The 24,893-nt window shown below is 27.5% G+C and carries 17 protein-coding genes and 3 tRNA genes; 11 read left to right on the top strand and 9 right to left on the bottom strand.

All coding sequences use genetic code 4. From position 1 onward, the window contains the following. Positions 1–12: 12 nt before the first annotated feature. The 5 genes from def to secA form a co-directional block, all read right to left on the bottom strand. Complete coding sequence (gene def, locus MCAV_RS03580; protein WP_391591753.1) at positions 13–603, bottom strand: peptide deformylase; 591 nt, start codon at positions 601–603, stop codon at positions 13–15. Next, positions 567–1,382, bottom strand: coding sequence for an alpha/beta fold hydrolase (locus MCAV_RS03575; RefSeq protein WP_391591752.1), 816 nt, complete (start codon positions 1,380–1,382; stop codon positions 567–569). The genes def and MCAV_RS03575 overlap by 37 nt, the downstream gene beginning before the upstream one ends. Positions 1,383–1,390: 8 nt before the next feature. Continuing rightward, positions 1,391–3,700, bottom strand: coding sequence for a sigma-70 family RNA polymerase sigma factor (locus MCAV_RS03570; protein ID WP_391591751.1), 2,310 nt, complete (start codon positions 3,698–3,700; stop codon positions 1,391–1,393). A gap of 150 nt (positions 3,701–3,850) precedes the next feature. Beyond that, a complete protein-coding gene (gene uvrB / locus MCAV_RS03565) occupies positions 3,851–5,851 on the bottom strand; it encodes an excinuclease ABC subunit UvrB (protein ID WP_391591750.1) in 2,001 nt (666 codons plus the stop codon). 2 nt (positions 5,852–5,853) lie between these two features. Then, positions 5,854–8,505 carry a preprotein translocase subunit SecA gene (gene secA / locus MCAV_RS03560; protein ID WP_391591749.1) on the bottom strand — a complete coding sequence of 884 codons (2,652 nt, stop codon included), beginning with the start codon at positions 8,503–8,505 and terminating at the stop codon, positions 5,854–5,856. A 280-nt stretch (positions 8,506–8,785) separates the two neighbouring features. Between secA and MCAV_RS03555 the strand changes: the two genes are divergently transcribed. After that, positions 8,786–8,859 (top strand) — tRNA-Gly (locus MCAV_RS03555). Positions 8,860–9,027: 168 nt separating this feature from the next. Beyond that, the gene (locus tag MCAV_RS03550; RefSeq protein WP_391591748.1) at positions 9,028–9,603 is read left to right on the top strand and encodes an L-threonylcarbamoyladenylate synthase; all 576 of its coding nucleotides are present in this window, start codon (positions 9,028–9,030) and stop codon (positions 9,601–9,603) included. Between the two features lie 59 nt (positions 9,604–9,662). Here the strand turns inward: MCAV_RS03550 and MCAV_RS03545 are convergent, their stop codons facing one another. Further along, the gene (locus MCAV_RS03545; RefSeq protein WP_391591747.1) at positions 9,663–10,475 is read right to left on the bottom strand and encodes a hypothetical protein; all 813 of its coding nucleotides are present in this window, start codon (positions 10,473–10,475) and stop codon (positions 9,663–9,665) included. A 403-nt stretch (positions 10,476–10,878) separates the two neighbouring features. Continuing rightward, entirely contained in the window at positions 10,879–12,537 is a 1,659-nt protein-coding gene (locus MCAV_RS03540) for a phospho-sugar mutase (protein WP_391591746.1), read from the bottom strand. Positions 12,538–12,763: 226 nt separating this feature from the next. Here MCAV_RS03540 and MCAV_RS03535 point away from each other — a divergent pair, with 226 nt between their 5' ends. From MCAV_RS03535 to MCAV_RS03500, 8 genes are all read left to right on the top strand, one after another. Continuing rightward, positions 12,764–13,171, top strand: coding sequence for a hypothetical protein (locus tag MCAV_RS03535; RefSeq protein ID WP_391591745.1), 408 nt, complete (start codon positions 12,764–12,766; stop codon positions 13,169–13,171). A 38-nt stretch (positions 13,172–13,209) separates the two neighbouring features. Further along, positions 13,210–14,310 (top strand): redox-regulated ATPase YchF, encoded by a 1,101-nt coding sequence (gene ychF / locus MCAV_RS03530; protein WP_391591744.1) that lies wholly within the window; start codon positions 13,210–13,212, stop codon positions 14,308–14,310. A 21-nt stretch (positions 14,311–14,331) separates the two neighbouring features. Further along, positions 14,332–15,078: a thymidine kinase gene (locus tag MCAV_RS03525; protein ID WP_391591743.1), complete on the top strand. Its 747-nt coding sequence runs from the start codon at positions 14,332–14,334 to the stop codon at positions 15,076–15,078. Between the two features lie 22 nt (positions 15,079–15,100). Next, a complete protein-coding gene (locus MCAV_RS03520; protein ID WP_391591742.1) occupies positions 15,101–15,886 on the top strand; it encodes a hypothetical protein in 786 nt (261 codons plus the stop codon). A gap of 81 nt (positions 15,887–15,967) precedes the next feature. Continuing rightward, positions 15,968–16,339 (top strand): hypothetical protein, encoded by a 372-nt coding sequence (locus MCAV_RS03515; RefSeq protein WP_391591741.1) that lies wholly within the window; start codon positions 15,968–15,970, stop codon positions 16,337–16,339. An 11-nt stretch (positions 16,340–16,350) separates the two neighbouring features. Continuing rightward, positions 16,351–18,147 (top strand): translation elongation factor 4, encoded by a 1,797-nt coding sequence (gene lepA, locus MCAV_RS03510; RefSeq protein WP_391591740.1) that lies wholly within the window; start codon positions 16,351–16,353, stop codon positions 18,145–18,147. Between the two features lie 238 nt (positions 18,148–18,385). After that, positions 18,386–19,255: a hypothetical protein gene (locus tag MCAV_RS03505; RefSeq protein ID WP_391591739.1), complete on the top strand. Its 870-nt coding sequence runs from the start codon at positions 18,386–18,388 to the stop codon at positions 19,253–19,255. Positions 19,256–19,629: 374 nt separating this feature from the next. After that, positions 19,630–23,034 carry a hypothetical protein gene (locus MCAV_RS03500; RefSeq protein ID WP_391591738.1) on the top strand — a complete coding sequence of 1,135 codons (3,405 nt, stop codon included), beginning with the start codon at positions 19,630–19,632 and terminating at the stop codon, positions 23,032–23,034. A gap of 176 nt (positions 23,035–23,210) precedes the next feature. On the opposite strand, the gene MCAV_RS03495 is transcribed toward MCAV_RS03500, so the two are convergent. Both MCAV_RS03495 and MCAV_RS03490 read right to left on the bottom strand, forming a co-directional pair. After that, positions 23,211–23,286: transfer RNA gene (locus tag MCAV_RS03495), tRNA-Ala, on the bottom strand. A gap of 1 nt (position 23,287) precedes the next feature. After that, positions 23,288–23,364: transfer RNA gene (locus MCAV_RS03490), tRNA-Ile, on the bottom strand. Positions 23,365–23,470: 106 nt separating this feature from the next. Between MCAV_RS03490 and MCAV_RS03485 the strand changes: the two genes are divergently transcribed. Continuing rightward, on the top strand, positions 23,471–24,847 hold the full coding sequence (locus MCAV_RS03485) for a hypothetical protein (protein WP_391591737.1): 1,377 nt from the start codon (positions 23,471–23,473) through the stop codon (positions 24,845–24,847). Positions 24,848–24,893 lie beyond the last annotated feature (46 nt).

Raw genomic sequence — 24,893 nt, 5'->3', positions numbered from 1 at the left:
ATGTGAAATAATTTAATATTTAACTGCACCTTCTTTTTTAACAAAAGGATCTTTTTGATTAATCCGATCATAGTAAAGAATGCCATTTAAATGGTCTAATTCGTGTTGAAAACAAATACTTAAAATCCCATCCATACAATATTGTTCTTTTTTTGCTTGCAATAAATTATAAGCCTCAACAACAATTTTTTTCTTGCGATAAACATAGCCTTGATAAACTTGGTCAATGCTTAAACAACCTTCACCTGATTCTAAATAAGATCACATTACTGATTCAGAAACAATTTTAGGATTGGCTAGTAAATATTTGTGTTCAAGATATTCAATTTCACCATTTTCTAATTTTTTAATTGGTTCATTAAAATGAATGTAAATAATTCTAACTAGAGTATTTAATTGTGGTGCAGCAATTGCAATTCCTTTTTTAATTTGATATTGATCAGCCATTTCATAATATGATGCATCAATGAAACTAACCATTTTATCAACTAAGATTTGATGTTCTTGTGATAATGGTAAAGTTACTTCATTACAGATTTTGCGTAAATTAGGATGAGGATCAATAATTAATCAATTATTATTTGGTTGTAATTTTGGTTTCATGAGTTGAATTCCTTAAAAAGTTTATATACTGTTTCAGGATCTTCAAAAATTGCAACATGAGCTACATGATCTAGTTCATGATATTGGAAATTTTTGACATTGTTTTGAAAAAATTGTTGCAAAATATCAGGTTTGCAAATGATATCTTGTTTACCTGCAATTAATAAATTAGGCACTTGATTAGTTTTATAACCTTGAAGAATCATTTTTCAGTTATTAGGCTCAAAAATGGAATCATATAATTGTTCCATTGGTACAAAATCATGATGACGCGATTGAAAGTGTTTTTCTAATCCTTTAAGAAAAGTTGGATTAGTTAGTGCTTTAGCTCCATTAGCATACAAAATTTTAAACAATTGTTGAAATTGTTCAAAGGTTTGTGCAAAAAAATATTTTTTTCACTGAGCGTGATCAATTTGATTGTCTGGAATTAATGGGGAAATAAAGGTAATGTTTTTAATTAAATGAGAGATTTTAGGATATAGTGCAGCAACAACACCTCCACCCATAGAATGGCACATTAAACTAATATTTTTTAAATTTTTAGTTTCAATAAATTCAATTGTTGCACTAACTAAATCACTAAAATTAAGCGGATTTTGTCCTACACTATCACCATGTCCAGGTAGATCAATGGCATAAAAATCATGATCATTAACTAAATGAGTTAATGGCAGACTAATTTTATAACTTGATCAAAATCCATGGACAAATAAAATTGGATTTTGAGGTTTTTGATTATCTTTAAAAAAATAAGCAATATTTTGTTTTGTTTTCAATTTTGTTATTATCCTGATCCTAAAAGAATGTTACGATACTTACCATTTTTTGATGGTTGTTTTAGTTTTCGCATTGCTTGGGCTTCTTTTTTTCGCACTCAATCAAAAACTATTTTTCACTCTTCTTGAGTATAATCACGATTTTTATTATGATTAGGTAATAATAAACTATCATCTTTATTATTACGAACAATTTTATATTTATTAGTTTTTAGTAAACATTTGGTAATTAAATCAAGATTCATGGCGTTTTTATATGGTTCTAAACCAAACCGCATCATCATAATTTCTAATTCATCTTGTTCTAAAGTGTTTTCTAAAAATTCTAAAAGCACTTTTGATTTGAATTCTTTTTCAGCAGCTTCTTCAGGATTATCCATTTCAACATCTTGGACAAAATCAGAAAAATTAGAATCTTCATCATGAGCAATTGGTTTGTCTAATGAAACTAAATCAACATTTAATTTGCGAATTTCAGTAACTCTTTTAGGAGTATAGGTCGAATCAGTTTTAGCTAATTCTTTAGAAATTTCTTCAGCAGTTGGCTCATGTCCTAAAATTTGTGTTAAATAACGTTCGGTTTTTGAAACTTTATTAATTGTTTCAACCATATGCACAGGAATTCGAATTGTTCGTGCTTGATCAGCAATCGAACGAGTAATTGCTTGACGAATCCATCAAGTAGCATATGTAGAAAATTTATTTTCTAGTTTGTAATTAAATTTTTGAATCGCTTTAATTAAGCCTAATGAACCTTCTTGAACTAAGTCTTCTAAATTTAAACCACGATTTAAGTATTTTTTAGCAATCGAGACAATTAAACGTAAATTAGAAGTAATTAACTGGTGAGTTGCATATTCACGTGTTTCAGGATTAAGCATTAATTTTGCTAATTCAGTTTCTTGATCTTTAGTCAACATTTTAGAATGACCTAATTTAGACAATAAAGCCTTATTAGAATCATGAATTTTTTCACCAACACTAGCTTGACCAAAACCTTTTGAGGCTTCAAAAACATTACCAATTTCAAAATCACTATGTTCTTGTAATTCTTCAGGAGTTAAAGTAGTAATTTTAATTTTGTTTTGAGCAAATTTTTTAGCAATGATTTTTCATTTATCATCAGCAATTGGTACATAATCTTCTAAATAAAGTGCCACAATTTCATGGCTTAATTTATTTTTACCTTTTTTAACCCCATGAGCTTGAGTAATTAATGGTTCTAAAGAACGGTTAATTTTTTTAGAATCCAAGCGATATTTTTTATGGTTAATTTCAAATAATTGTTGTTCTAAAGCAATACTATTAGTAGTATTTTTCAACTCTTCTTGATGAGCAATTCGAGTCTCAATAATTTGTTTGACTTTCATTAACTCTTTATAGGTTTCATCAATCCCAGTAATTGCTTTTAAACTAATTTTTCTAACTTTTTTAGTTTTAACAACCCCATCTTTAATGATGTGAGTTAATTTCACTGCTTTTGTTTTATTAGAAATATTTTTGTTTTTATTTAACTCACGTTTTGCTTTAGTTGTAATCACATGATCACGTTTATTTTTAGCAAACTCAGAACGTGCAATTAAATTAATTTTATGTTCTTTATCAGCACTGAAATTTAAATCAGTTTTAATGTTCTTTTTAACTTTATGTTTTTTGATTTTATCAGAAACAGCCTGATTTTTAATAATGGTAGTTTTTGCTTTTGTTTTTTTAGCAAATTTTTTAGTTAAGGCTTCAATATCAACTGAAGTTGCTAAATTTTTTACTGTTGTTTTTTTCTTAGTAGCAACTTTTTTACTAATTTTTTCAGAACTTTCAGTTAATGAAGCAGCATTAAGGTTTTCAGCATTATTTTTATCGCTTTTTTTCTTAGCTGTTTTAGTTTTTGCTGTTGATTTACTAGCAGATTTTTTAGTTGCTTTTTGTTTAGTATTTGTTTTTAATTGATTATTATTAACATTTTCACTAACAACTTCAGTTGGTTGTAGATCAATCTTTTCAGTGTTTTTTTCAGAATTTTCAGTTAATAAATTATCATCAACTTTTTCAACAACTTTTTTATTACTTTTTTTCTTAGTAACAGTTTTTTTAGTTGCTTTTTGTTTAATAGTTGCTTTAGTATTTGTTTTTAATTGATTATTAGCATCAATGTTTTCACTAACAACTTCAGTTGGTTGTAGATCAATCTTTTCAGTGTTTTTTTTAGTTACTTTTTTCTTGGTAGTAACTTGATTTAATTCAGCATTGATCGTTGTTTGATCAACTTTTTTTAAAATAACTTTTTTAGTTTTAGTAGTATTTGGATTTTTTTTGGTCATTATTTTTTTAATATATCCTTAAAAAACAAAAAAATAAAACGAATGTTTAGATGAATTAGAAAAAAATAATTTTACTAATTAAAATTTGAAAGATAACTTAAATTATTTAATTAAGATTAACTTTATATTATATCATTTATAACATATTAATTATCTTTTATTTTTTTTAACTGGTTTTTGATTTAATTGCATTTCAATAATCGTATCACGAATGTGAGCAGCCCGTTCATATTCTTGGTTATTAGCTGCTTCTAACATTTCTTTTTCTAATACTTTAATTGTTTCAGCAATTTTTAGTTTATTTTTTGATTTATGCACTAATTGTTTTAAATCATGATCTAAATGGGCTTTGGCTAAATCAACATCAATTGGTTTAATAATTGATTTTGGCGTAATTTGATGCTCTTGATTATAAGCTAATTGAATCTCACGTCGTCTTCTAGTCTCTTGAATTGCTCGTTGCATTGCTTCAGAAATATCATCAGCATACATAATAACCCGTCCATCAATATTTCTAGCAGCCCTACCAATTGTTTGAATTAAAGCTTTATCACTGCGAAAAAAACCAGGTTTATTAGCATCAAAAATAACAACTAAAGAAACTTCAGGAACATCTAATCCTTCACGTAATAAATTAATTCCTACAATCACATCAAAAATTCCAGCCCTTAAAGCATTAATCACATGATCACGTTCTAATGTTTTTAGTTCATTATGTAAATAAGCAACTTTAAACTTATGCTGTTTTAAATATTCAGTTAATTCTTCAGCCATTTTAATTGTTAAAACAGTAATAAAAGTGCGTTGTTTTTTCTTAATTTGTTTTTTTAATTCAACAGTTAAATCATCAATTTGTCCAATTGAAGGTCGAACTTCAATTTTTGGATCAACTAATCCAGTTGGTCGAACAATTTGTTCAATAATTTTATTGTCTGCTTCTTGGATTTCTCAATCATTTGGTGTTGCTGAAACATAAATAATTTGATCAATTTTATTTTGAAATTCTTCAAAATTTAATGGTCGATTGTTTAATGCTGATGGTAGACGAAAACCGTGTTCAACTAAAGAAGTTTTTCGTGACTGGTCAGTATTATACATTCCTCTAATTTGTGGAATTGTCATATGTGATTCATCAATTACCAATAATCAATCATTACCAAAATAATCAAATAAAGTAAAAGGCGTTTGATTTAAATCACGCAACTCTAAATGAAAGGCATAATTTTCAATTCCTGAACAAAAACCTAGTTCACAAATAGCATCAAGATCATGATTAGTGCGTTGAATAATTCTTTGTTCTTCAATGTATTTATTTTGTTTAGCAAAATTATTAGCAGTAATTTTTAGTTCTTTTTTAATCCGATCAACTGCTTGATCACGTCTTGTTGGTTCTAAAATATATTCATCAGCTGGTGTAATTAAATAACTATCATATTTATTGATCACAGTTTGATTTAAAGGATTAACTGTTGCTAGTTCTTCAATTAAATTATCAAAAAAAGAGATTCGTAAAATAAATTCATTAGTATAACCTAACATAATTTGGATCACATCACCCTTATGAGCAAAAGTTCCTGGTTGCAATTGAGTCATATTTGGTTGATAATTTAGTTGTACTAGTTTATTAATCACAAACTTAATTGTTTGAATTGCATCATTACGTTTTAATAAAATTCGAAAATTACTAAAATCTTCTGGACTTGAAGCAGGATAAATTGCTGCTACTGATGCAACAACAATTACATCTTTTCTTGTTGTTAGTGCAGTTAGAGTTGATAGTCGCATCATTTCAATAATTTCATTAGTAACTGATGATTTTTCAATGTAAGTATCAGTTTTAGGCAAATATGCTTCAGGTTGATAATAATCAAAATAAGAAATAAAATATTCCACTCGATTTTTAGGAAAAATTGCTTTTAGATCATTATAAAGTTGTCCTGCTAATGTTTTATTATGAGCAATAATTAATGTTGGTTTTTGCACTTGATCAATTACATTAGCAATTGTGAAAGTTTTACCAGTACCAGTAGCACCAAGTAAAACATGACTTCTTTTTTTGGTTTTTAATGCTGCAACTAAAGCAGCAATTGCTTTAGGTTGATCACCCTTAGGGTGTTTATCACTAATTAATTGAAATGCAAAACCTTCCAAAATTAATTACCTTTTTCCATTGCTCTTTTTTTCATTGCTTCAAGTTGTTCTAGAGCAGATAAATTTTTAGTTTGATCATTAATTGTTTGATTATCACTAATTTTAGATGATGCTGAATTATTTTTTGTTTTAACTGAATTTGGTTTTGGCTTATGATTAACTTTTGTCACAGGTTTTTTAGTTAATAATTGATTTTTTCTTTTAGTTGTTTTTAGAGTTTGGGTTTTTAGATCATCTTCTACTACTTCAACTGCTTTTTTCTTCTTCTCTTGTGATAATTTACGTTCTTTTCGTAATTGTTGAGCATATTCATAACACTGACTATTAACACCAGGTAAGTTGTAATGTAAGAAAATTAAAATTAAACTATGACCAATTTCATTTAACATTCGTTCAAATGCTAAATCAGCTTCTTCAACATAAATGTATAATGGTGATTTTTGCTCTAAAGTTCTTAATGAAACACTATCACGTAATTTAGTAATGAAACTAATATGATTTTGTCATCCTTGATCTAAGTTATGAATTAAGATTTCTTTAATCATGTTATTAGCAACAGTTGCACCTAACACTTGACTTTTAATGTCAACCATTTTATTTAAAATTTTTAATAAAAAGTTTTCAGCCTCATTAATTGTTAGATCAAAAAAATCTTCTTCTAAAAACATTGGATAAGCAAACATTTTCTCATTTAATGATTCAGCTAATAATTGGTAGTTAATCACATTAGTGTTACGTGAATCAATAAACAACTTAATTACCTCAGGAACAATTTTGCGATTAATGCGTTTTAGAATCTCAATGTTTTTTTTAGTTGTTAGAATTAGATCACGTTGTTTGTAAACCAATTCACACTGATATGATAAAACTTGGTCATATTCAATTAAATTTTTTCGAACATCATAGTTAACACTTTCAACTTTTTTTTGAATTTGTGCTAAAGTACGAGAAAACATTTTACTATCAAAATAACTATCTTCAATTTTTGCTGATAGTTTTTCAAACCGATTAGTTGCAAAACGTTTGAATAAATCATCTTCTAGTGAAATATAAAAAATCGATTCACCAACATCACCTTGTCTTCCTGAACGACCACGTAATTGATCATCAATTCGACGTGATTCATTTCTTTCAGTACCAATTACTAATAATCCACCTAGTTTTTTCACTTCATCACTAATTTTAATATCAGTTCCTCTTCCAGCCATATTAGTTGATATTGTTACTGAATATTTTTTACCAGCTTTAGCAACAATTTCTGCTTCTGTAGTGTTATTTTTAGCATTAAGAATTTCGTGAGGAATTTTTTCATTTAATAACCGTCTGTGAATAATTTCAGAATCATCAACTGATGAAGTTCCCACAAGAACAGGTTGACCTTTTAAAAAACGTTTTTTAATTTCTAAAATTACAGCATCTCATTTTTGTTTTTTGTTACCAAAAATAATATCAGAACGATCATTACGAATTACTGGTTTATTAGTTGGAATGGGAACAACAATCATATTATAAGTTTTAGCAAATTCTTGCTCTTCAGTTAAAGCAGTCCCTGATAAAGAAGCAATTTTTTTATATAAACGAAAGAATGATTGATAAGTAATTGTAGCAACAACAATATTTTCAGGTTCGATTTTCACTGATTCTTTAGCTTGAATTGCTTGTTGTAAACCAGCATTATAACTTCGACCATGCAAAATCCGACCAGTAAAATGATCAACTAATAAAATTTTATCGTCCTGAACAATATATTCTTTACCATTTTGAAAAACAAAATTAGCAGTTAAAGCATTATTAATTTTATGAATTAAATCAGAGTTTTCAAAAGAATATAAATTGGTCGTATTAAATGCTGCTTCACACTTTCTAATTCCTGAAGTTTGTAAACTAGCAGCCCGACTTTCAGGATCGATTTTATAATCACCAACAACTAAATTTTTAACAAAACGATCAATTTGAATGTAAAAAGATAAGTTTTGTTGTGGTTGACCTGAAATAATTAAAGGAGTTCTTGCTTCATCAATTAAGACTGAATCACCTTCATCAATAATAGCAAAATTTAAATTACCAATTACTTTTTGATCATAATTAGTAACCATATTATCTCTTAAATAATCAAATCCTAATTCTGAATGGGTTGTATAAGTTACATCACATCTAAACATTTCTTTTTTAAGTTCTCGTGATAGTTGTGATGTGTTAAAACCAACAGTTAATCCTAAAAAGTTTAAAATTTTGCGACAAAATTCAGCATCACGTTTAACTAAGTATTCATTAACAGTAACAACGTGCAATCCCTTTTTTTCTAAACCAATAACATAATTTGCTAATGCTACTGTTAAAGTTTTACCTTCACCAGTTTTCATTTCAGCAAAATCACCAAAGAAAATGACAATTGCTCCAATTAATTGAACTGGATAAGCAAACATACCATGAGCACGATAAGCAGCTTCACGGACTGTTGCTAAAGCTTCAGGTAAAATATCTTCAGTAGTTTCACCTAATTCTAAACGACGTAAAAATAGTTTAGTTTTGTCACGCAATTGGTTATTAGATAAAGCCCGCATTTCATCTTGATAAGCTTCAGTTTGATTGACAATTTTTTGCGCTTTATTTAAAATGTATGTTTTATTTTCAAAAAGTGACAAAAGTTTCATAAAAGTAAGAGTTGATTGATTATAAAATTGTTATTTTCAAATCAGTTTTATTATTATAATTAATTTTTTTTAAAGATTTCAACTTAAGATTTCAATTTCAATTGATTCAAATTAAATGTCAAAAAAGTTGGTTGAATCATCATTTTTTTGCTTATTTTTTGCACAATTTCATCTTTTAAATTGAAAAATCATCAAAATAATGATGCAAAATTAGTTTTTTTTGCTAAAATTTAACCTACCAGTCTTATATTGATTATATTAAGATTTGACAATTAATTTTGCAGAATTAGTTCAATGGTAGAATATAACCTTGCCAAGGTTAAGACGCGAGTTCGATTCTCGTATTCTGCTCCATTATTATTTGAATTAAAAACCCTTAGTATTTAATTATTAATATTAAGGGTTTTTTTATTGAAATCAAATAATTAAAAAGTTAACTAATGATTCTATAAAATTTTAGAATAATATTATTAAATATTACTATTTAATTGATCAATTAAAAATAATTATTTGATTAAGAACATGAAAATTTATCATTGAGATGATTTAGATTTAATTATTTCAGAATTAAAAAAGCAAAAAGCAGCAATTGTTAAAACTGATACAGTTAATGGAATTATTGCTTGTGATCCTAATGTTATTTATGATCTAAAAGATCGAGCAATTGAAAAAAAATTAATTGTTTTTATTAATAGTTTAGCACAAATTAACCAAACAATTCCTGCTGATTTACAATCTTTACTAGCACATTTTTGACCAGGAGCACTAACAATTGTGCTTAATGGTTTATCATATCGGATTCCTAATGATCAGCCATTATTAAATTTAATTAATAAAATTGGACCACTATATTCTTCATCTGCTAATATTTCTAATTATCCTGTTGTTCAAAATTATCAAGATATTAAAATGCAATTTGCTCACAAAAGCGATTTATTTTTTATTATTGCTCCAATTGCTCCAAATATCAATTCAAATTCTACAATGGCTTCAACAGTTTTTGATTATGATCAAAAAATGATTTTACGAAAAGGACCAATTAGTGCAAAAGCAATTAGTGCTTTTTGTCAACTTAAGAACAATAAAACCCATTGTTAGTTGTAAGAAAAACAATGGATTTTTTATGTGATTTAGGATTTTGATAATAATAATCAAACTTATTCTTCTGATGAATCAATTGGTTTATCAAAGATTTTTTCATCATATTCTTCAGGATGAGTTTCTTGATAATCATGATGATAACTACTAGATTGACTCGAACGTTTTTTTCTTTCAGCTAATTCAGCTACTTTTTTAGTAATACTTTCATCTGAAACTTTTAAACGCTTAATTTTTCTTATGACTTCAACAATTTTTGCATCAATGTATTTAGAAACTTTTTGTTTTTGCAGTTTTTTAGCAGAAACATCTAATTCAACAAACTTAACAATGGCATAATCTTTAAAATCAGGTAAAAATTTTTCAACATTTCTAGCATGAACATAGTGAGTTACTTTGTTAGAAATTTTAGCAATTGATTCAGATTCTTGTTCACTTCCAGGTTCACCTTGAATTGAAGCAACATCATCAATGACTGAAATAAAACCCCAATTGTTTTTAGGAGCTAGACCAGTTTTTGCAATTGCAGCACTAACTTCAGTCGCACCACTTCTACGACCCATACGAAAAATTCCGGTTAAAACTTTACCGTCAAGCAAAGGTCAATCTAAATTATCAATATAATAACGTTGTGAACTAGAAATACCGATTTTACCATCAACAATTAATTCACTTAAAATATCAATAAAAAAATCATCCTTAATGAACGCTTCTTCTTTATCTGCTCTAATTTTTTCAATTAACTTATATCGTAAAGCTCGATATGGCACTGTTTTCTCATCATCTAATAAAATTTCAATAATGTACTTACTAATTTTATTTTTTAATTCTTGGGTGTGTTGATGATTACTTTCGTCTAATTCTGCAATCATTGAATCCTCATAACTCTAAATCTTCTAATCTAATACTTTTTATAAATTATAAAAGTAATAAAACTTTTTAATCTATATTATATATATAAAAACGAACAACTTTTAGTAAAAATTGCTTATATCAAAATTAGTAACAAAAATTTAGTTGTTAGATTTTATAGATATTTTTTAGTTGGATTTTAATCTATAAATTAAAATTATAATACAAATAATTAAAAAAACCAATTTAAATTTACTAAATGAATTTAAAACTTTAATCTGATTTTTATATAATTTTATTTTTCTTAATTTTTTTAATTATTAGCTTAATTTTTTACATTAAGATTAGCATTTTTTTAATAATTTAAATTATAAGATTTTTTTTAAAAAATCAGTCTTAAATCAAGTAAAAAAAGTTTTTTTGTTATAAGTATTTTTCTAATTGAAGTAATGATACTAATTGGTTTTTAATCATATTAATTTCTGCACGCAATTGGTTTTGATCACTACCATATAAGTTGTAATAAATTTTTAGTTTTGGTTCAGTACCAGATAAACGAAAACGAATTCAATTATCATCATCAAGAATTCAGTCTAAACAATTATTAATCTCATTTCAAGCAATTTGTTTAATTGGATGATTGCCAATAAATTTTTGTTTTGTGTTTTTTAATTGCTCTAATTTTTCTTGCATTAATTGTTTTCAGTTAGAATCATTAATGACAAAAGCATGAGTGGTACCAAACCAGTGACCAAATTGATGATATAAATTGTTTAGCACATCAGTTAATAATAAATTTTGTTTTTGATAATAACTAATCATTTCTAATGATGTTGCTATAGCTTGATAGCCATCTTTTTCACGATTAAAGGGCATAAGTAAAACACCAATTGCTTCTTCAAAAGCTAATAATAATTTCTTGTTTAATCGTTCTTGATTTTCTACTTCTTGAGCAATTAATTTAAACCCAGTTCCTGTTCTGAAAATTGGAACTTGATGTTTAGCTAATAATCGATCAATAAAATTATTAGTTACATAAGAACTAACAACATAATTTTGTGAATTAATTTTATTGGTAGCAATTAAATAAGCAATTAATAATATTCCATTTTCATTACCATTAAAAAAATAAAAAGATTGATCTAATTGTCTTTCAGCCATAGCAAAACGATCACCATCAGGATCAACTGCCATTAAATAATTAATTTGTTTTTGATTAGCAAGTTGAATCATTGGTGCAAAAGATTTTGGCTCTTCAGGATTAGTAATTTCATGATCATCATAATTAGCAGTAACATTACATTCACTTTCAAATTCTTGAAAATGATGATAACCCATTTGTCTTGCTAAATTTTTCACTGTTTGTGAACCAACACCATGATGTGAACTAAATAAAACTGCTAAATCTTTTAATTCTGGATTTTTTTCAATTGCTAAATGATGCAAAATTTGATCATAAAATTGCTGGATTGTATCATCTGGCAAAAACTTAATTAGATTAGAATTTGGATTAAATTTTAGATCAAAAATTTTTAAGTTATCAGGCATGTGAGTTACAATTAAATCAGCTTCTTGATCATTAACTTGAACACCATTGCTGTTATAAGCCTTAAAACCATTATATGCTTTAGGATTATGACTAGCTGTAATGTTAATCCCACCAGTTGCTTGTAATTTACGAATTCAATAAGAGATAATTGGTGTTGCTAATAATTGATTATTAGGTGCTAAATAAACTTCAATATCATATGCTGCTAAAACTTCAGCACAACTTCTAGCATAAAAAGCACCATTAGCACGATTATCATGAACAATAATGGCAATTGGTCTTTTTTCTTTACTTTTGATTTTTAAAAAATGAGCATATCCTGTAGCAATTCTACGATAAACAAAAAGGTTTAATTTTTGTGTTCCAACTCCAGTTACTGCTCTAATTCCAGCAGTACCAAATTTAAGTGGTTGATCAGAAAATGCACAACTTAATTCTGCTTGATTCATCTTGCTAATTTCTTGTTTATCTTGATCAGAAACTAAAGTAGAATTAAGTCAAAGATCAACTAGTTTTTGTGTTTGATGATTCATTGGTTTTTTTAATAGAAATCTTATATATAAAATTAATTATTTTAAGTATAAAACCAGAATGGGTTTTTGATTAATCAAATTATAATAATAAAATTATCAATTTTTATTTTCAATACGCAAATATTATTAATTGATTACTAAAACTAGATACTAATAATTAATTTTTCTTGTATTATAATTAGTGGTTAATGAATTAAACAAATTCAATTGTAAAAAAAGTTAATTTATGAATTTTTGAAAAGATCAATGATACAAAACTAATAAGAAAAATTTAATTTTTAGTTGAATTTTGGCAATTATCATTTTTTGATCTTTAGTTTTATTATTAGTTTATTATCAAAAAAGAAGTTGAATTGATGCCATTACTACAGCATCAGCAATTATTATGGCATTTAGTTTTTTAATTTATGTTGATCGTTTTTTCTTATTTTCTTTTTGATTATTACCACTAAAAAATTTATTGGCTTTTTTTAGAAGAAAAAATCAAACAGATAAAAATAAAAAAAATTTATCAATCGCTGAATATAAAATCAATCAAATGGAAAAATCAATTATTCCAACATGATCAATTGGTTTGATTAGTACATTAGTTTTAGTCATCACATTAATTACTGACACAATAATTCGATCATAGATAGAAGAAAAATTAATTCAATAATATTTTATTACAATATGGCATTAGCAGCAGGAATTGTTGGTTTACCTAATGTTGGTAAATCAACTTTATTTAATACAATTACTAAATTATCAATTTTAGTGGAAAATTATCCGTTTGCAACAATTGAACCAAACGTTGGAGTTGTTAATTTAATTGATCAACGTTTAACTAAACTAGCAGAACTGATTCAACCAGAAAAAATTATTTATGCAACTTTTAAATTTGTTGATATTGCTGGACTAGTTAAAGGTGCATCACAAGGTGAAGGCTTAGGCAATAAATTTTTACAAAACATTCGTGATGTTAATGCAATTTGTCATGTTGTTCGTTGTTTTAATGATCCATCAGTTTTAAATACTTCAGAACGAATCGATGCACTAACTGATGCACAAATTATTGATTTAGAATTAATTTATGCTGATTTAGCAGTGGTTAGTAAAGCAATTGATCATTTACCTAAAAAAAATCAGCATAAAATTAATGGTCAAATTGATCTTAATGATTTATTAGTGAGAATTAAAGATTGTTTAGTAGCAGAAAAACCATTAAGAATGATGCAACTGAGTCAAGAAGAATTGCATTGTTTAAAAAATTATAATTTTCTTACTTTAAAACCAATGTTGTATATTGCTAATGTTAATGATGATGATATTAATCATCCTGAAGCTAATTTAGAATATCAAAAATTATTAGCTTATGCTAAAACTTCTAATAGTGATGCAATTGCTTTATCAGTAAAATTAGAAAATGAATTATCACAACTAAACGAATCTGATGCTAGTGAAATGATGCAAGCATTAAATTTAGTTGAAACAGGATTAAATAAAGTAATTAAAGCGATTTTTAAGTTACTAAATTTATCAACTTATTTTACTTTTGGTAAAGTTGAAGTTCGTGCTTGACCATTTCAAAATGGTTTAAAAGCACCACAATGTGCTGGTTTAATTCATACTGATTTTGAACGAGGTTTTATTCGGGCTGAAATTATGAAATATCAAGATTTAATTGACTTAGGTTCAGAAAGTGCTGTTAAAGAAAATGGTAAAATGCGTTCAGAAGGTAAAGACTATATAATGCAAGATGGTGATGTTTGTTTTTTTAAATTTAATGTTTAGCAAATTAAAAACAGGAGACTAATGGATAAAATTAATATACTAATCAAACAACCCAAACATAATGCTCTTAAAAACCATCGGGGTAAAATTGTTGTGATTTGTGGTCCAATGTTTGCTGGTAAATCTGAAGAATTATTACGACAATTAAAACGTTTAGAATATTGTCAAGTGCCTTATATTATTTTCAAGCCAGCAATTGATTCACGAACTAATGATTTAGCCAAATCACGTGATGGTCGAGTACAAAAAGCAATTGTCATTAATCACAGTTCAAATGTTAAAGAACATTTAAAAAAAATTAAAATTTTCCCTTTTGTTGTTGCTTTTGATGAAGCGCAATTTTTAGATTCAGGAATTATTGAGATTGTAAAAGATTTAGCAGCATTAAAAATCACTGTTTTAATTTCAGGTTTAGATACTGATTTTAACCATCGTCCCTTTGGTCCTATGGGTGAATTATTAGCAATTGCTGATACTGTTAAAAAACTAACAGCAATTTGTATTAGTTGTGGATCTGATGCTACAAGAACTTATCGAATTCCAAAACCAGAAATGACTCAAGAGCAAATTTTAATTGGTGATAGTGAATCATATCAAGCACTTTGTTCTAATTGTTTTAATAAGCAAAAAAGTAAAACTAATTTTCAAAAGGAATTATTAAAAAACATTAAAGTTGCTAAAAATAATTTTTTCACGAATAAAAATGATTTAAAACCAAAATTAATCACAACTAAAAAAGATCCAAAGCAACAAAAGAAAGTAGTTTAAAAGATTAGTTTAATTTATTAAGATGCAATATAAAATTATTACTGCTGATTATCAAAAAGCAACAGACATTGCTAATCAATTACGCCAACTTTTAGAAGATCATCAAGAAAATGATGAGCATTTTGAATATTTATTTTTAATTGGTGGTGATGGAACTTTTGCTTGAGGTGTAACCCAACATGCTTTTATTCCCAACTTAAAAATTATTGGAATTAATTCAGGTAATGTTGGATTTTTTTCGATGTTTAGTTGTGATTGTTTAGATCAAGTTAAAAAATTAGTTGAACGTGATGATTTTGAAAATTTATGCTATCAAAAAGTTGATTTAATTGATTTAGCATTAAATCAAGATCATTACTATAGTTTTAATGATGTTGTTTTTTTTGCTAAAGGTTTATTATCATTTGATGTATATATTGATGATAATTATTTAGAACATTATCGAGGTAGTGGGTTATTATTTAGTACTAAATATGGATCAACTGGTTATAACAAATCTGCTAATGGTCCAATTATTTTTCCTGAAGTTAATGCATGAATTATGAATGAATTGTTTGCTCAATCAACATCAATGATTCACACCATTCACAATCCAATTATTATTCCACCATTAGCTGTAGTTACTTTAAAGAAAAACAATGATTTTCGCAAGTTTCGAATTAGTGTTGATGGTATGGAATTAATTGATACTGATCAAAATGAGCAAATTAACTTATCTTTAATTAAATCTGAAGCTTGAGTTTATTTTGCTTGTGATAGTCAAAGTTATATTAAAAAATTAAGTTCAGTTTTTCTAACTGCATATTAATTAATTGTTTAATAAAGCAATTTATTAAGTTAATATTTATTATTAATTACATCTTTATTAAATATGATCTAGAAAAAAAATATGTTGAAATTTTTAAAAAAATGGTTTTGAAAAATTTGTACTATTAATGGTCGGTTTTTCACTAAAAAACAAGTTTTAATTGAAGCACAAGAAATTCGAACAAGCCTGAAAACTAGTGCTGCAACTAGTGTTGATATTAATCAATTAATTACTGCTTTAGGTGGAATTGATAATATTAAAACAGTTTCAGGAACAGTTAATACTGTTAAAGTAATTTTATCTAATTATGAAAAAATCAATAAACCAGTATTAGTTAAAATTGGTGTTAAAGGCTTAATGGTTAATGAACATAATCTAAAAATGATTTTTGGTGATGATAGTAAAGTGATTGCTAATCAAATTGATCAAGCAATTCAATTTAATGCTAATTAATAAATAAAATAATGATGATCAAAAAGATTAAAAATTTTTGTATTATTGCCCACATTGATCATGGTAAGTCAACTCTTTCAGATCGTTTAATTGAAATGACTGGAGCATTAGCTAAAAGAGAAATGGTACCCCAAGTTTTAGATTCAATGGAACTTGAACGTGAACGCGGGATTACAATTAAACTTAATGCCATTAGACTAAACTATACAGATCCTAAAACTAATACTAAATATCAACTTAATTTAATTGATACACCAGGACATGCTGATTTTAGTTATGAAGTATCACGTAGTTTAGCAGCATGTGAAGCAGCATTATTAGTTGTTGATGTTTCACAAGGTGTTCAAGCCCAAACGATTTCTAATGTTTATTTAGCCTTAGAAAATCATTTAACAATTATTCCCGTGCTAAATAAAATCGATTTACCAGGTGCTAATTTAGCTCAAACAATTGATCAAATTGAAAATCAAATTGGTCTAAGTTGTGCTGATGCTCCACAAATTTCAGCAAAATCAGGTTTGAATTGTCAAGCAGTTTTAGATGCAATTATTAAATATGTTCCTAATGCATTAACACCAATTGAAAAACCACTAAAAGCATTAGTTTTTGATTCATATTATGATCCATATAAAGGTGCAATTGTTTTCGTTCGGGTCAAAGAAGGTGTTTTATCTAATCATGATCGCATTAAATTTATGATTACTAATAAAGAAATGGAAATTGTTTTATTAGGAATTAAAACACCAAAATTTGAAGAAGTGGATCAGTTACATGCTGGTGAAGTTGGTTATTTTGCTGCTAATATTAAAAATTTACATGATGTCTCAATTGGTGATACGATTACTCATGTTGATCAACCTGCTAGTGAACCTTTAGCAGGTTATCGTAAAGTCTTACCAATGGTTTTTTGTGGTTTATATCCAGTTGACACTGCTCAATATGCTGCTTTTAAAGAGGCTATGAACAAAATTGCTTTATCTGATGCATCATTAATTTTTGAATATGAAACATCACAAGTATTAGGTTTTGGAATTCGTTGCGGTTTTCTAGGTTTGTTGCATATGGAAATTATTAAAGAACGATTATTACGTGAATATAAAATTAATTTAATTGCAACAGCACCTTCAGTAAGTTATGATATCCATTTAACTAATGGATCAGTAATAACAATTCATAATCCAACTGATTTACCTCATATGTCTACTATTAAAGCAATTTATGAACCATATGTCAAAATTAGCATTAGCATTCCTGAATCATATGTTGGTAAAATTATGGAATTATGTCAAGCTAAACGGGGAATTTATCTTGATTTAATTGCTGATTTAGAAAATCAGCGTACTTTAGTTTATGAAATGCCACTAAGTGAAGTAATTTATGGTTTTTATGATCGTATGAAATCAATTTCAAATGGTTATGCGACTTTAGATTATGAATTAATTGGCATGCGTCAAGAAAAATTACAAAAAATTGATATTTTATTAAATGGTAATGTTGTTGATGCTTTATCATTTATTTCTGATAAGCAAAATGCTTATTATAAGGCAAAAAAGGTAGTAGAAAAACTCAAAGAAGTTATTCCCCAACACTTATTTGAAGTGCCCATTCAAGCAGCTATTGGCACAAAAGTGATTGCTCGAGAAACAATTAAAGCGTTAAGAAAAAATGTTACTGCTAAATGTTATGGTGGTGATATTACTAGAAAACGCAAATTATGAGATAAACAAAAAGAAGGTAAGAAAAGAATGAAAGCAATTGGTGTTGTTGATGTACCTCAAGATGTTTTCATTAAAATTTTAGAAGATTAAAAATTTTAGTCGTTTTTGAAATTTAATGATCATTTTTAGTAAATATTTAAGATTATTTTTATTAACTTTTTGATCATTAAATAATTAATTAATGTTATAATTTGACTTAGATTATTCGCCTAATAGATCGTGTTCTTTGAGTTGTTTTTAATTAATAAGCAAATCAATTAAAGTCTGGATTGGATAATCAAATTTAAGGAAATCTTAATTAATGAGGAAATAATTTATTTCTGAACATATGGAAAATACAACAAACAAAGAACTTGTAGAAGTAAAAGTAGCTGATTCACAAACCAGTATGGAAACTAAGTCTTTACAGTCATTGAATCAATTACAACTTTCAATTGAAGATAAAGCGGCTCATTTATCTTTACAAGTAAACCAAGTAATTATTAAACCTTACTTGAATCAAGCATTAGATTATTTAATTAATTCACGTGATGAAGTTGTTTCTTCTTACAACAATTTAAGTAATGAAATCGAACAAGAAGTGGAAGTTTTACTAGAAACTAATCGTGTTTTAAGTGTAAAAGTTGCTGAAGCAAAACATTTAATTGCTGAAACTCAAACTTTAATTCGAAATCGTTATAGTGAAGCAACCGAATTTGAAATTGCTTCAGGTGTGCTAAATTTAGATGAAGAATATAACACAGTTGCTCAAAATTATGAAAAATCAATGCAATTAAGTCAAGAAATTGTTAAAAATCGCATGCGCGTACAATCATTATTAGAAACTCAACAATTGCTTGATTCATCACTGTCATCTCGTGTTTTAGAAATTCAAATTGAAATTGACAATTTAACATTATTAATTGAAAATTTGAATTCAGCTTCATTTAACAATAAAGATGTTAATAGTACAATTAAATTTAATCATGGCGAAGATTTAAGCCGAACTGTAAGTCGTCTATCTGATTCTGGTGCTCATGAAATTGATGCTAGTATGTACACTAGTACTCATGCCAGTGCAGTTGCTAAAGACTTGCGTAATTTAGCAGAAAATAAAGATCCTGAAGTAATTGAAGGAACTTTATCTGTTGATCAAAATGATTTATTTGTTGTTCAACAAACAAAACCAGTTAATTTAGCTCGTGTTGGTAAAAAATAGTTTAATTTACTTAAAATAATACGAAGAATCTTTTAATAAAATATTAAAGCAGTAAAGTTGTTAATAACTTGCTGCTTTTTTATTAAATTGTAAGCATTGAAAAAATCATTAAAGAAAGATTTTGCTTATTTCTATAGTAAAATTATTAGCATCTTGTAGTATAATTGAAAAATATTATGAATCGATTAATGATGATTTTTTTATCTTAATAAGATAAACTAATCATTTTAAATTAAACTTTTATTAAAAAAGTTAATCACTAATAATAATTTATTATTTTGATTAAATGATCTTAATAGTTAAATGATCTTAATAGTGATCATTGTAGAATTAATTTTTTAATAAATAAGATTTTAATTTTTAAAGGATGAATTGTGAAGATTTTTGCCAAATTAAAACAAGTTTGAGATCATAAATTTAGCAAATCTTTATCATTAAAAAGACTATCTGTAGTTGCTCTTTTATTAACAGGAGCAGGAGTTGCTGCAGGTAGTACTTATAGTATTGTTCGCAATTTTAAATTAGGTGGTGATTTTCTTGATGGATATGTTGGCACAATTGGTCTTAATATTTATCATAATCAAAAATTAACTACTAGTTTAGCAACTAATAATACTAAGCCAAATAAATTTCGTTTAGAAGGCAAAGAATATGATTTTGCAAATGCCACAACTTTAAATCAAGGAATTAATCAAGCAATTCAAGCATTAACTAATTTTAATAATAGTCGGGGAATTCGTGACTTTTCAGTTACTCATTCCAACATTGATTTAGTTAAAAATACTGATGCAACTAAAATTTTAAACTTGTATTTTAATGCACCTAATTTAGGTAAAATTACTAATACTGATCCTAAAACTAGTGCTCAAACTGCTGAAGTTGATTTCAACTTACAAAATGCTTGATTTCGATATGTTGCTTTTAATCAAATTTCAATTGATCGTTATGGCTTTGATTATAATGAAAATGGTAGTAGTCAAACAACTACTTCACCCACGTTGCATCGTTTAGTTACTTTTAATAATGTTGGTGCATCAAAAGCACGATTATTAAACAGTCGAATTAATGGTGTTGATGCAGTTGCTTTTAATATTTATGATCAAAATATTGCTAAATCAGAATTTGAACTTTTAGCAAATACTAATTCAACTTTTTATTTAATTCCTTCACAATTTGCTAATACAGTAAAAAATGAATGAAATGTTTGGCTTGATAAAGATTTATTAGCATATAGACTAAATTATATTTATCAAACTTATATTTTCAATCAACCCCAAGCCACTTCATTACAACAAGTAACAAGAATTATTGGCAATCCTAATGTTGCTAATGGTCAAACTGAAGAGCAGAAAAGTAATTATCAAAAAATTACTGCTAATTATTATGCTTTAAGTAATGATGAAAAAAAATTTGCAGAAGATTATTTAAAAATTGTTGTTAATGGTAATGTTGCTAATTCTAATTCTTTAGCTGATGCTGTTGATCGAGCAACTAAACCAGAACGATTTATTACAAGTGATGGTACTACTAATAGTATTGATGCTATTTATAATAATTTTGTTACTAATTCTGGATCAACAACTTTATTTAATAACCATTTACTAGCAACAATTAAAGGTGGATCAACTGGTAATTGAACGAATTTTTTCCCAAAATATAATTCACGATTTAACCAAAACTTTCAAGAAAAATTAGATCCAACTAAAAAAGAAGATTTAGCACCATTATATGCTTTAAATGGTAATGATGAAGTTATTAGTAAACCAGATAATAATACTAGCAATCCAAGTAATGATAATAATCCATCTAATAATGCTAATAATGGATCTAATCAAACTAAAAAAATTGAAAAATTCACTCCATCTGAAAACCAATTTTATTTAAGTGTTGACAGTTCAATTAATCGTTCAATTAATAATCAAACTTTATTTGATCGTCTAACTAAATATCAAATTCGTTATTTTGATATTCGTAAGCAAGCAATTGTTCAAGATGCTAATACTGGTTTTCAAGTTCATAACATTTGAAGTGATGGAGTCTATTCAAGTGATCGAATTTCTCGCACATTAAATGCTATTGATACTAAATTTGCTCCAGCAATTGCTGAAAACAATGTTGGTTTTATTAATTTAGACACAAAATGAACTTCAATTATTGCGGCTTTAATTTTTGCTTTAGTTGTTGGTATTGTTGTGGCTGTAATTTATCGTGTTCCTGGAATTGTAGCCTTTTTATTTTGACTTGGTTCAGTTATTAGTGCTGGAGCAATTTTCTTTCAATTAAACTTAACTTTAACTACAGATAGTGCTATTGGTGCTATTACAGCAATATTATTATCAGTAATGATCATGTTATATGGTCTTAATAATTTTGTTAAACAAGTCAAGCATGGAAACTCATTAAAGCAAGCCGCCAATAAGTCTTTTATTAATTATTTTAGTTTTGCCTTTGATATTTTAGTGCCAGTATTTTTTACAGCGATTTTGTTTGCCTTTACTGCTTTATTAGAATTGCGTGGTTTTGGATTGTACTTATCAATTGGAACATTCATTACGATGTTTGTTTTTGTTGTTTTAAGCAATATTACTAATTGATTACTATTTCATTTAAACTATGTTCGTCCTAACTTATTTTTATCAAAAGCCAATCGGGCATATTTAAAATCAATTACTGGTGAACTAAACATTCAATCAGAATTTGCTAGAAAATTTGTAAGTAAAGAATACTTTAGAAAAAGAACGCAAAATGAAAATGAAGGTAAACTATTTATTAATTTATTTAGTTGAAAAACACTAGTTTATTCAATCATCATTTTGATTGTTTTAGTTGTTGGAATTAGTTTTCTTTTCATTCCATCAATTGGTTTTGGTTCTTCATTTGTTTTAAAAAACGGAATTAGTGTTAACTATACGATTGATAATTTAACATTACTAGCTGGTAAAAACCTTAATGATGCTAAAAATGCTCTAAGTCCTAATGTTTTAGGTCAATTAGTTGGTGTTAATTTTGTTCAAGATTTTACTTCTAATAATAATGATTTCTTCTTAAGAACAACTTCATCATTTGATCCAAGTATTTTAACTAATAAATTTGCTGAATTTTTACAACCAAATGCTTATAGTGTCGCTCAAGTTAGTGCTTTTAATAGTCAATTATTAATTAATGCTGACTTTAAATTAATTCTTTTCAGTTTATTAATTGTTAGTGTTTATTATGCAGTTAGATTTAATTGATCAAGTATTTTCCAATTATGAATTACTACTTTTTTACTAATTGGTTTAAGTATTGCAATGATTGCAATCATTCGTATTAGTGTTGATCGAAACATTATTGGTGCCATTTTAGTCTTTTATGTTTTTGGTTTAATTACTAATTCTTCCTTATTACACGTTTATCGTGAAAATTTTGATAAATGACATTTATACACTCGCAAAGATTTTTATCGTTTAATTAATAAAGCGATTGAAAATAACTGATTGTTTTATTGTTTATTTTTATTCTTTGCTGTTTTATTAAGCATTTTAGGAGCAATTTTCAACTTAATTGAAATTCGCAATTTCTTTATTTACATTTTAATTAGTATCATTGGTTCAGGTTTACTAATTCTTCCTTTTGGCACTTTAATTTGAGTAGCTTCAATGACATTAAGACAAAAATTCTTCTACAATGGTACAGTCAAAGATGAATATACAATCTTAAAATTAAAATACCGCATTAAAAATCGCGATAAATTTGATGAAGAATTAATTTCTGGAATTAACTTCTTTCCACATAAATAATTAATTTTTTAATTATGGTTAAATAAATACTAGTTTTTCCAACTTTAAGGATAACTAGTATTTTTTTTACTATTGATTAATTTGAATTGTAAAAATTTGAGATTATTAATAACAATAAAAAAATACCACTATAGAGTTAATCAAACAGTGGTATTGTTTAGTTTGTTTTAAGAAAATGGTGGAGACTATGGGAATCAAACCCACGACCTCCTGCTTGCAAGGCAGGCGCTCTATCGACTGAGCTAAGCCCCCATGGTGGGAATAAATGGACTTGAACCATCGACCTCTCCCTTATCAGGGGAGTGCTCTAACCGACTGAGCTATATTCCCAATGAAATAAAAATTATAATACAGGCTAGTTAATTATACACAAAATAATTAAAATATTACACTTTCTTCTTCTATTTAAATTAAGATTTTAATAAAAGATGATTTATTGACTTCTTCTTCTTCTGAAGAACCCTACACTTATGATGCGAGTGATGTTATGAATCGGGCTGAAGTCAAAGCCATTATGAAGTGGTTGATGATGACACTTCCAGGCAAAATGTATAGGCATTTGCCTCAAGGTTCGAGTACTAGTGGTGGTAGTTCTGGAACCCCTGGTTCTGGTTCCATTGCTAATGGTCAGCTCAAATCCATCACAAACTACTCCACCTTCCTTGCCGCCATCTCATCTGACAACTTTTATTTTAATAATAAGGATGGGGAGGTGTATGTTAATCAGCAAAATGGTTCTTCTAATGCCAACAACACGAATAATAACATGTATGACTCAGCAAGTGGCATTATTACAGACTCAGATGGATTAATCCAAGGAAGATCTTTAAAAGGCCTCAACTTTGGTTCAGTTCGCTTAATGATCACTAAAGACATTAATAATATTGACTTTAGTCATAATCAAATTGAGGTATTTCCAGTTTCAACCAACTTATTTACTAACATCAATTTTAGTAGTAACAAACTTAAATATGTTCCTCCATTAGGCATTAAACCCCTACCTTACTTGCAGTTCTGGTTTTATCATTTATCATTAATGAAGGTGACAAACAACATGTTTTATGAAACCTTGCACGGACCTGGACCAAATCCAGCGAATTGGAATAAGTATTATAGTACGGGGATGGTGAATGTGAAGCCAGATGGGTTTAGTCTTGGTAGTACAGGTCTTGCTAACGACAAAATCCAACGAGTGGGTTTAGCAGATGTCAATCAAACTTTACCTAAAATTAGTTTTGCTAACAACCAGTTGCTTGATTTTTGACCACAGCAAAAACCATCAGACAGCTGGTATTTATGACCGAAGTTGACGGTTTCTGAAGATCAAAGAGAAGGTCCAGAAGGGAATATTCAGTATGGGTTTGGTGGGGGAAGTGGAAGTGGGGGTGGTCTGGTAGGGGGAGCCAGCTCCCCCTCCAATGGATCTGGAACTGCCATGCCACAACCCACAAGAACCCCCTCCAAGCAAATTATGATCAAAAACAACCCAACAAATGTGATGGGCAAACCAATCAGTCCATGAAACAACCAGATTGGAGCAGACCCTTCTGATACCACTTTCAACCCTTATTTTCGCCGAATTTGAGTTGGAGCGAATTTAGCGGGATTGGTTACTGGAGGTAATACCAACCCCTGATTCAGCCACACTTATTTAGGGGGGATTAACCGTGATTTTGCTTATCAAGTGGCTGATGTGGTTGATGGGATTGATAGTGCTAACATTGATCAGTTGAAACTTTTTGGTACAAATCAAGCCGCCTATGGCTCATACAAGTTATGAGCCACAGCTGCACTTGATCGCTGGATTTATTAATTAAAAGACTCTTTCTATTATCTAGACATGAAAAATATCATAGTGA

This window comes from [Mycoplasma] cavipharyngis (assembly GCF_042984175.1).
Classification (GTDB): Bacteria; Bacillota_I; Bacilli_A; order Mycoplasmatales; family Mycoplasmoidaceae; genus Mycoplasma_N; species Mycoplasma_N cavipharyngis.
The sequence above is the reverse complement of the archived record's forward strand: the minus strand, read 5'-3'. Positions and strand labels throughout refer to the sequence as shown.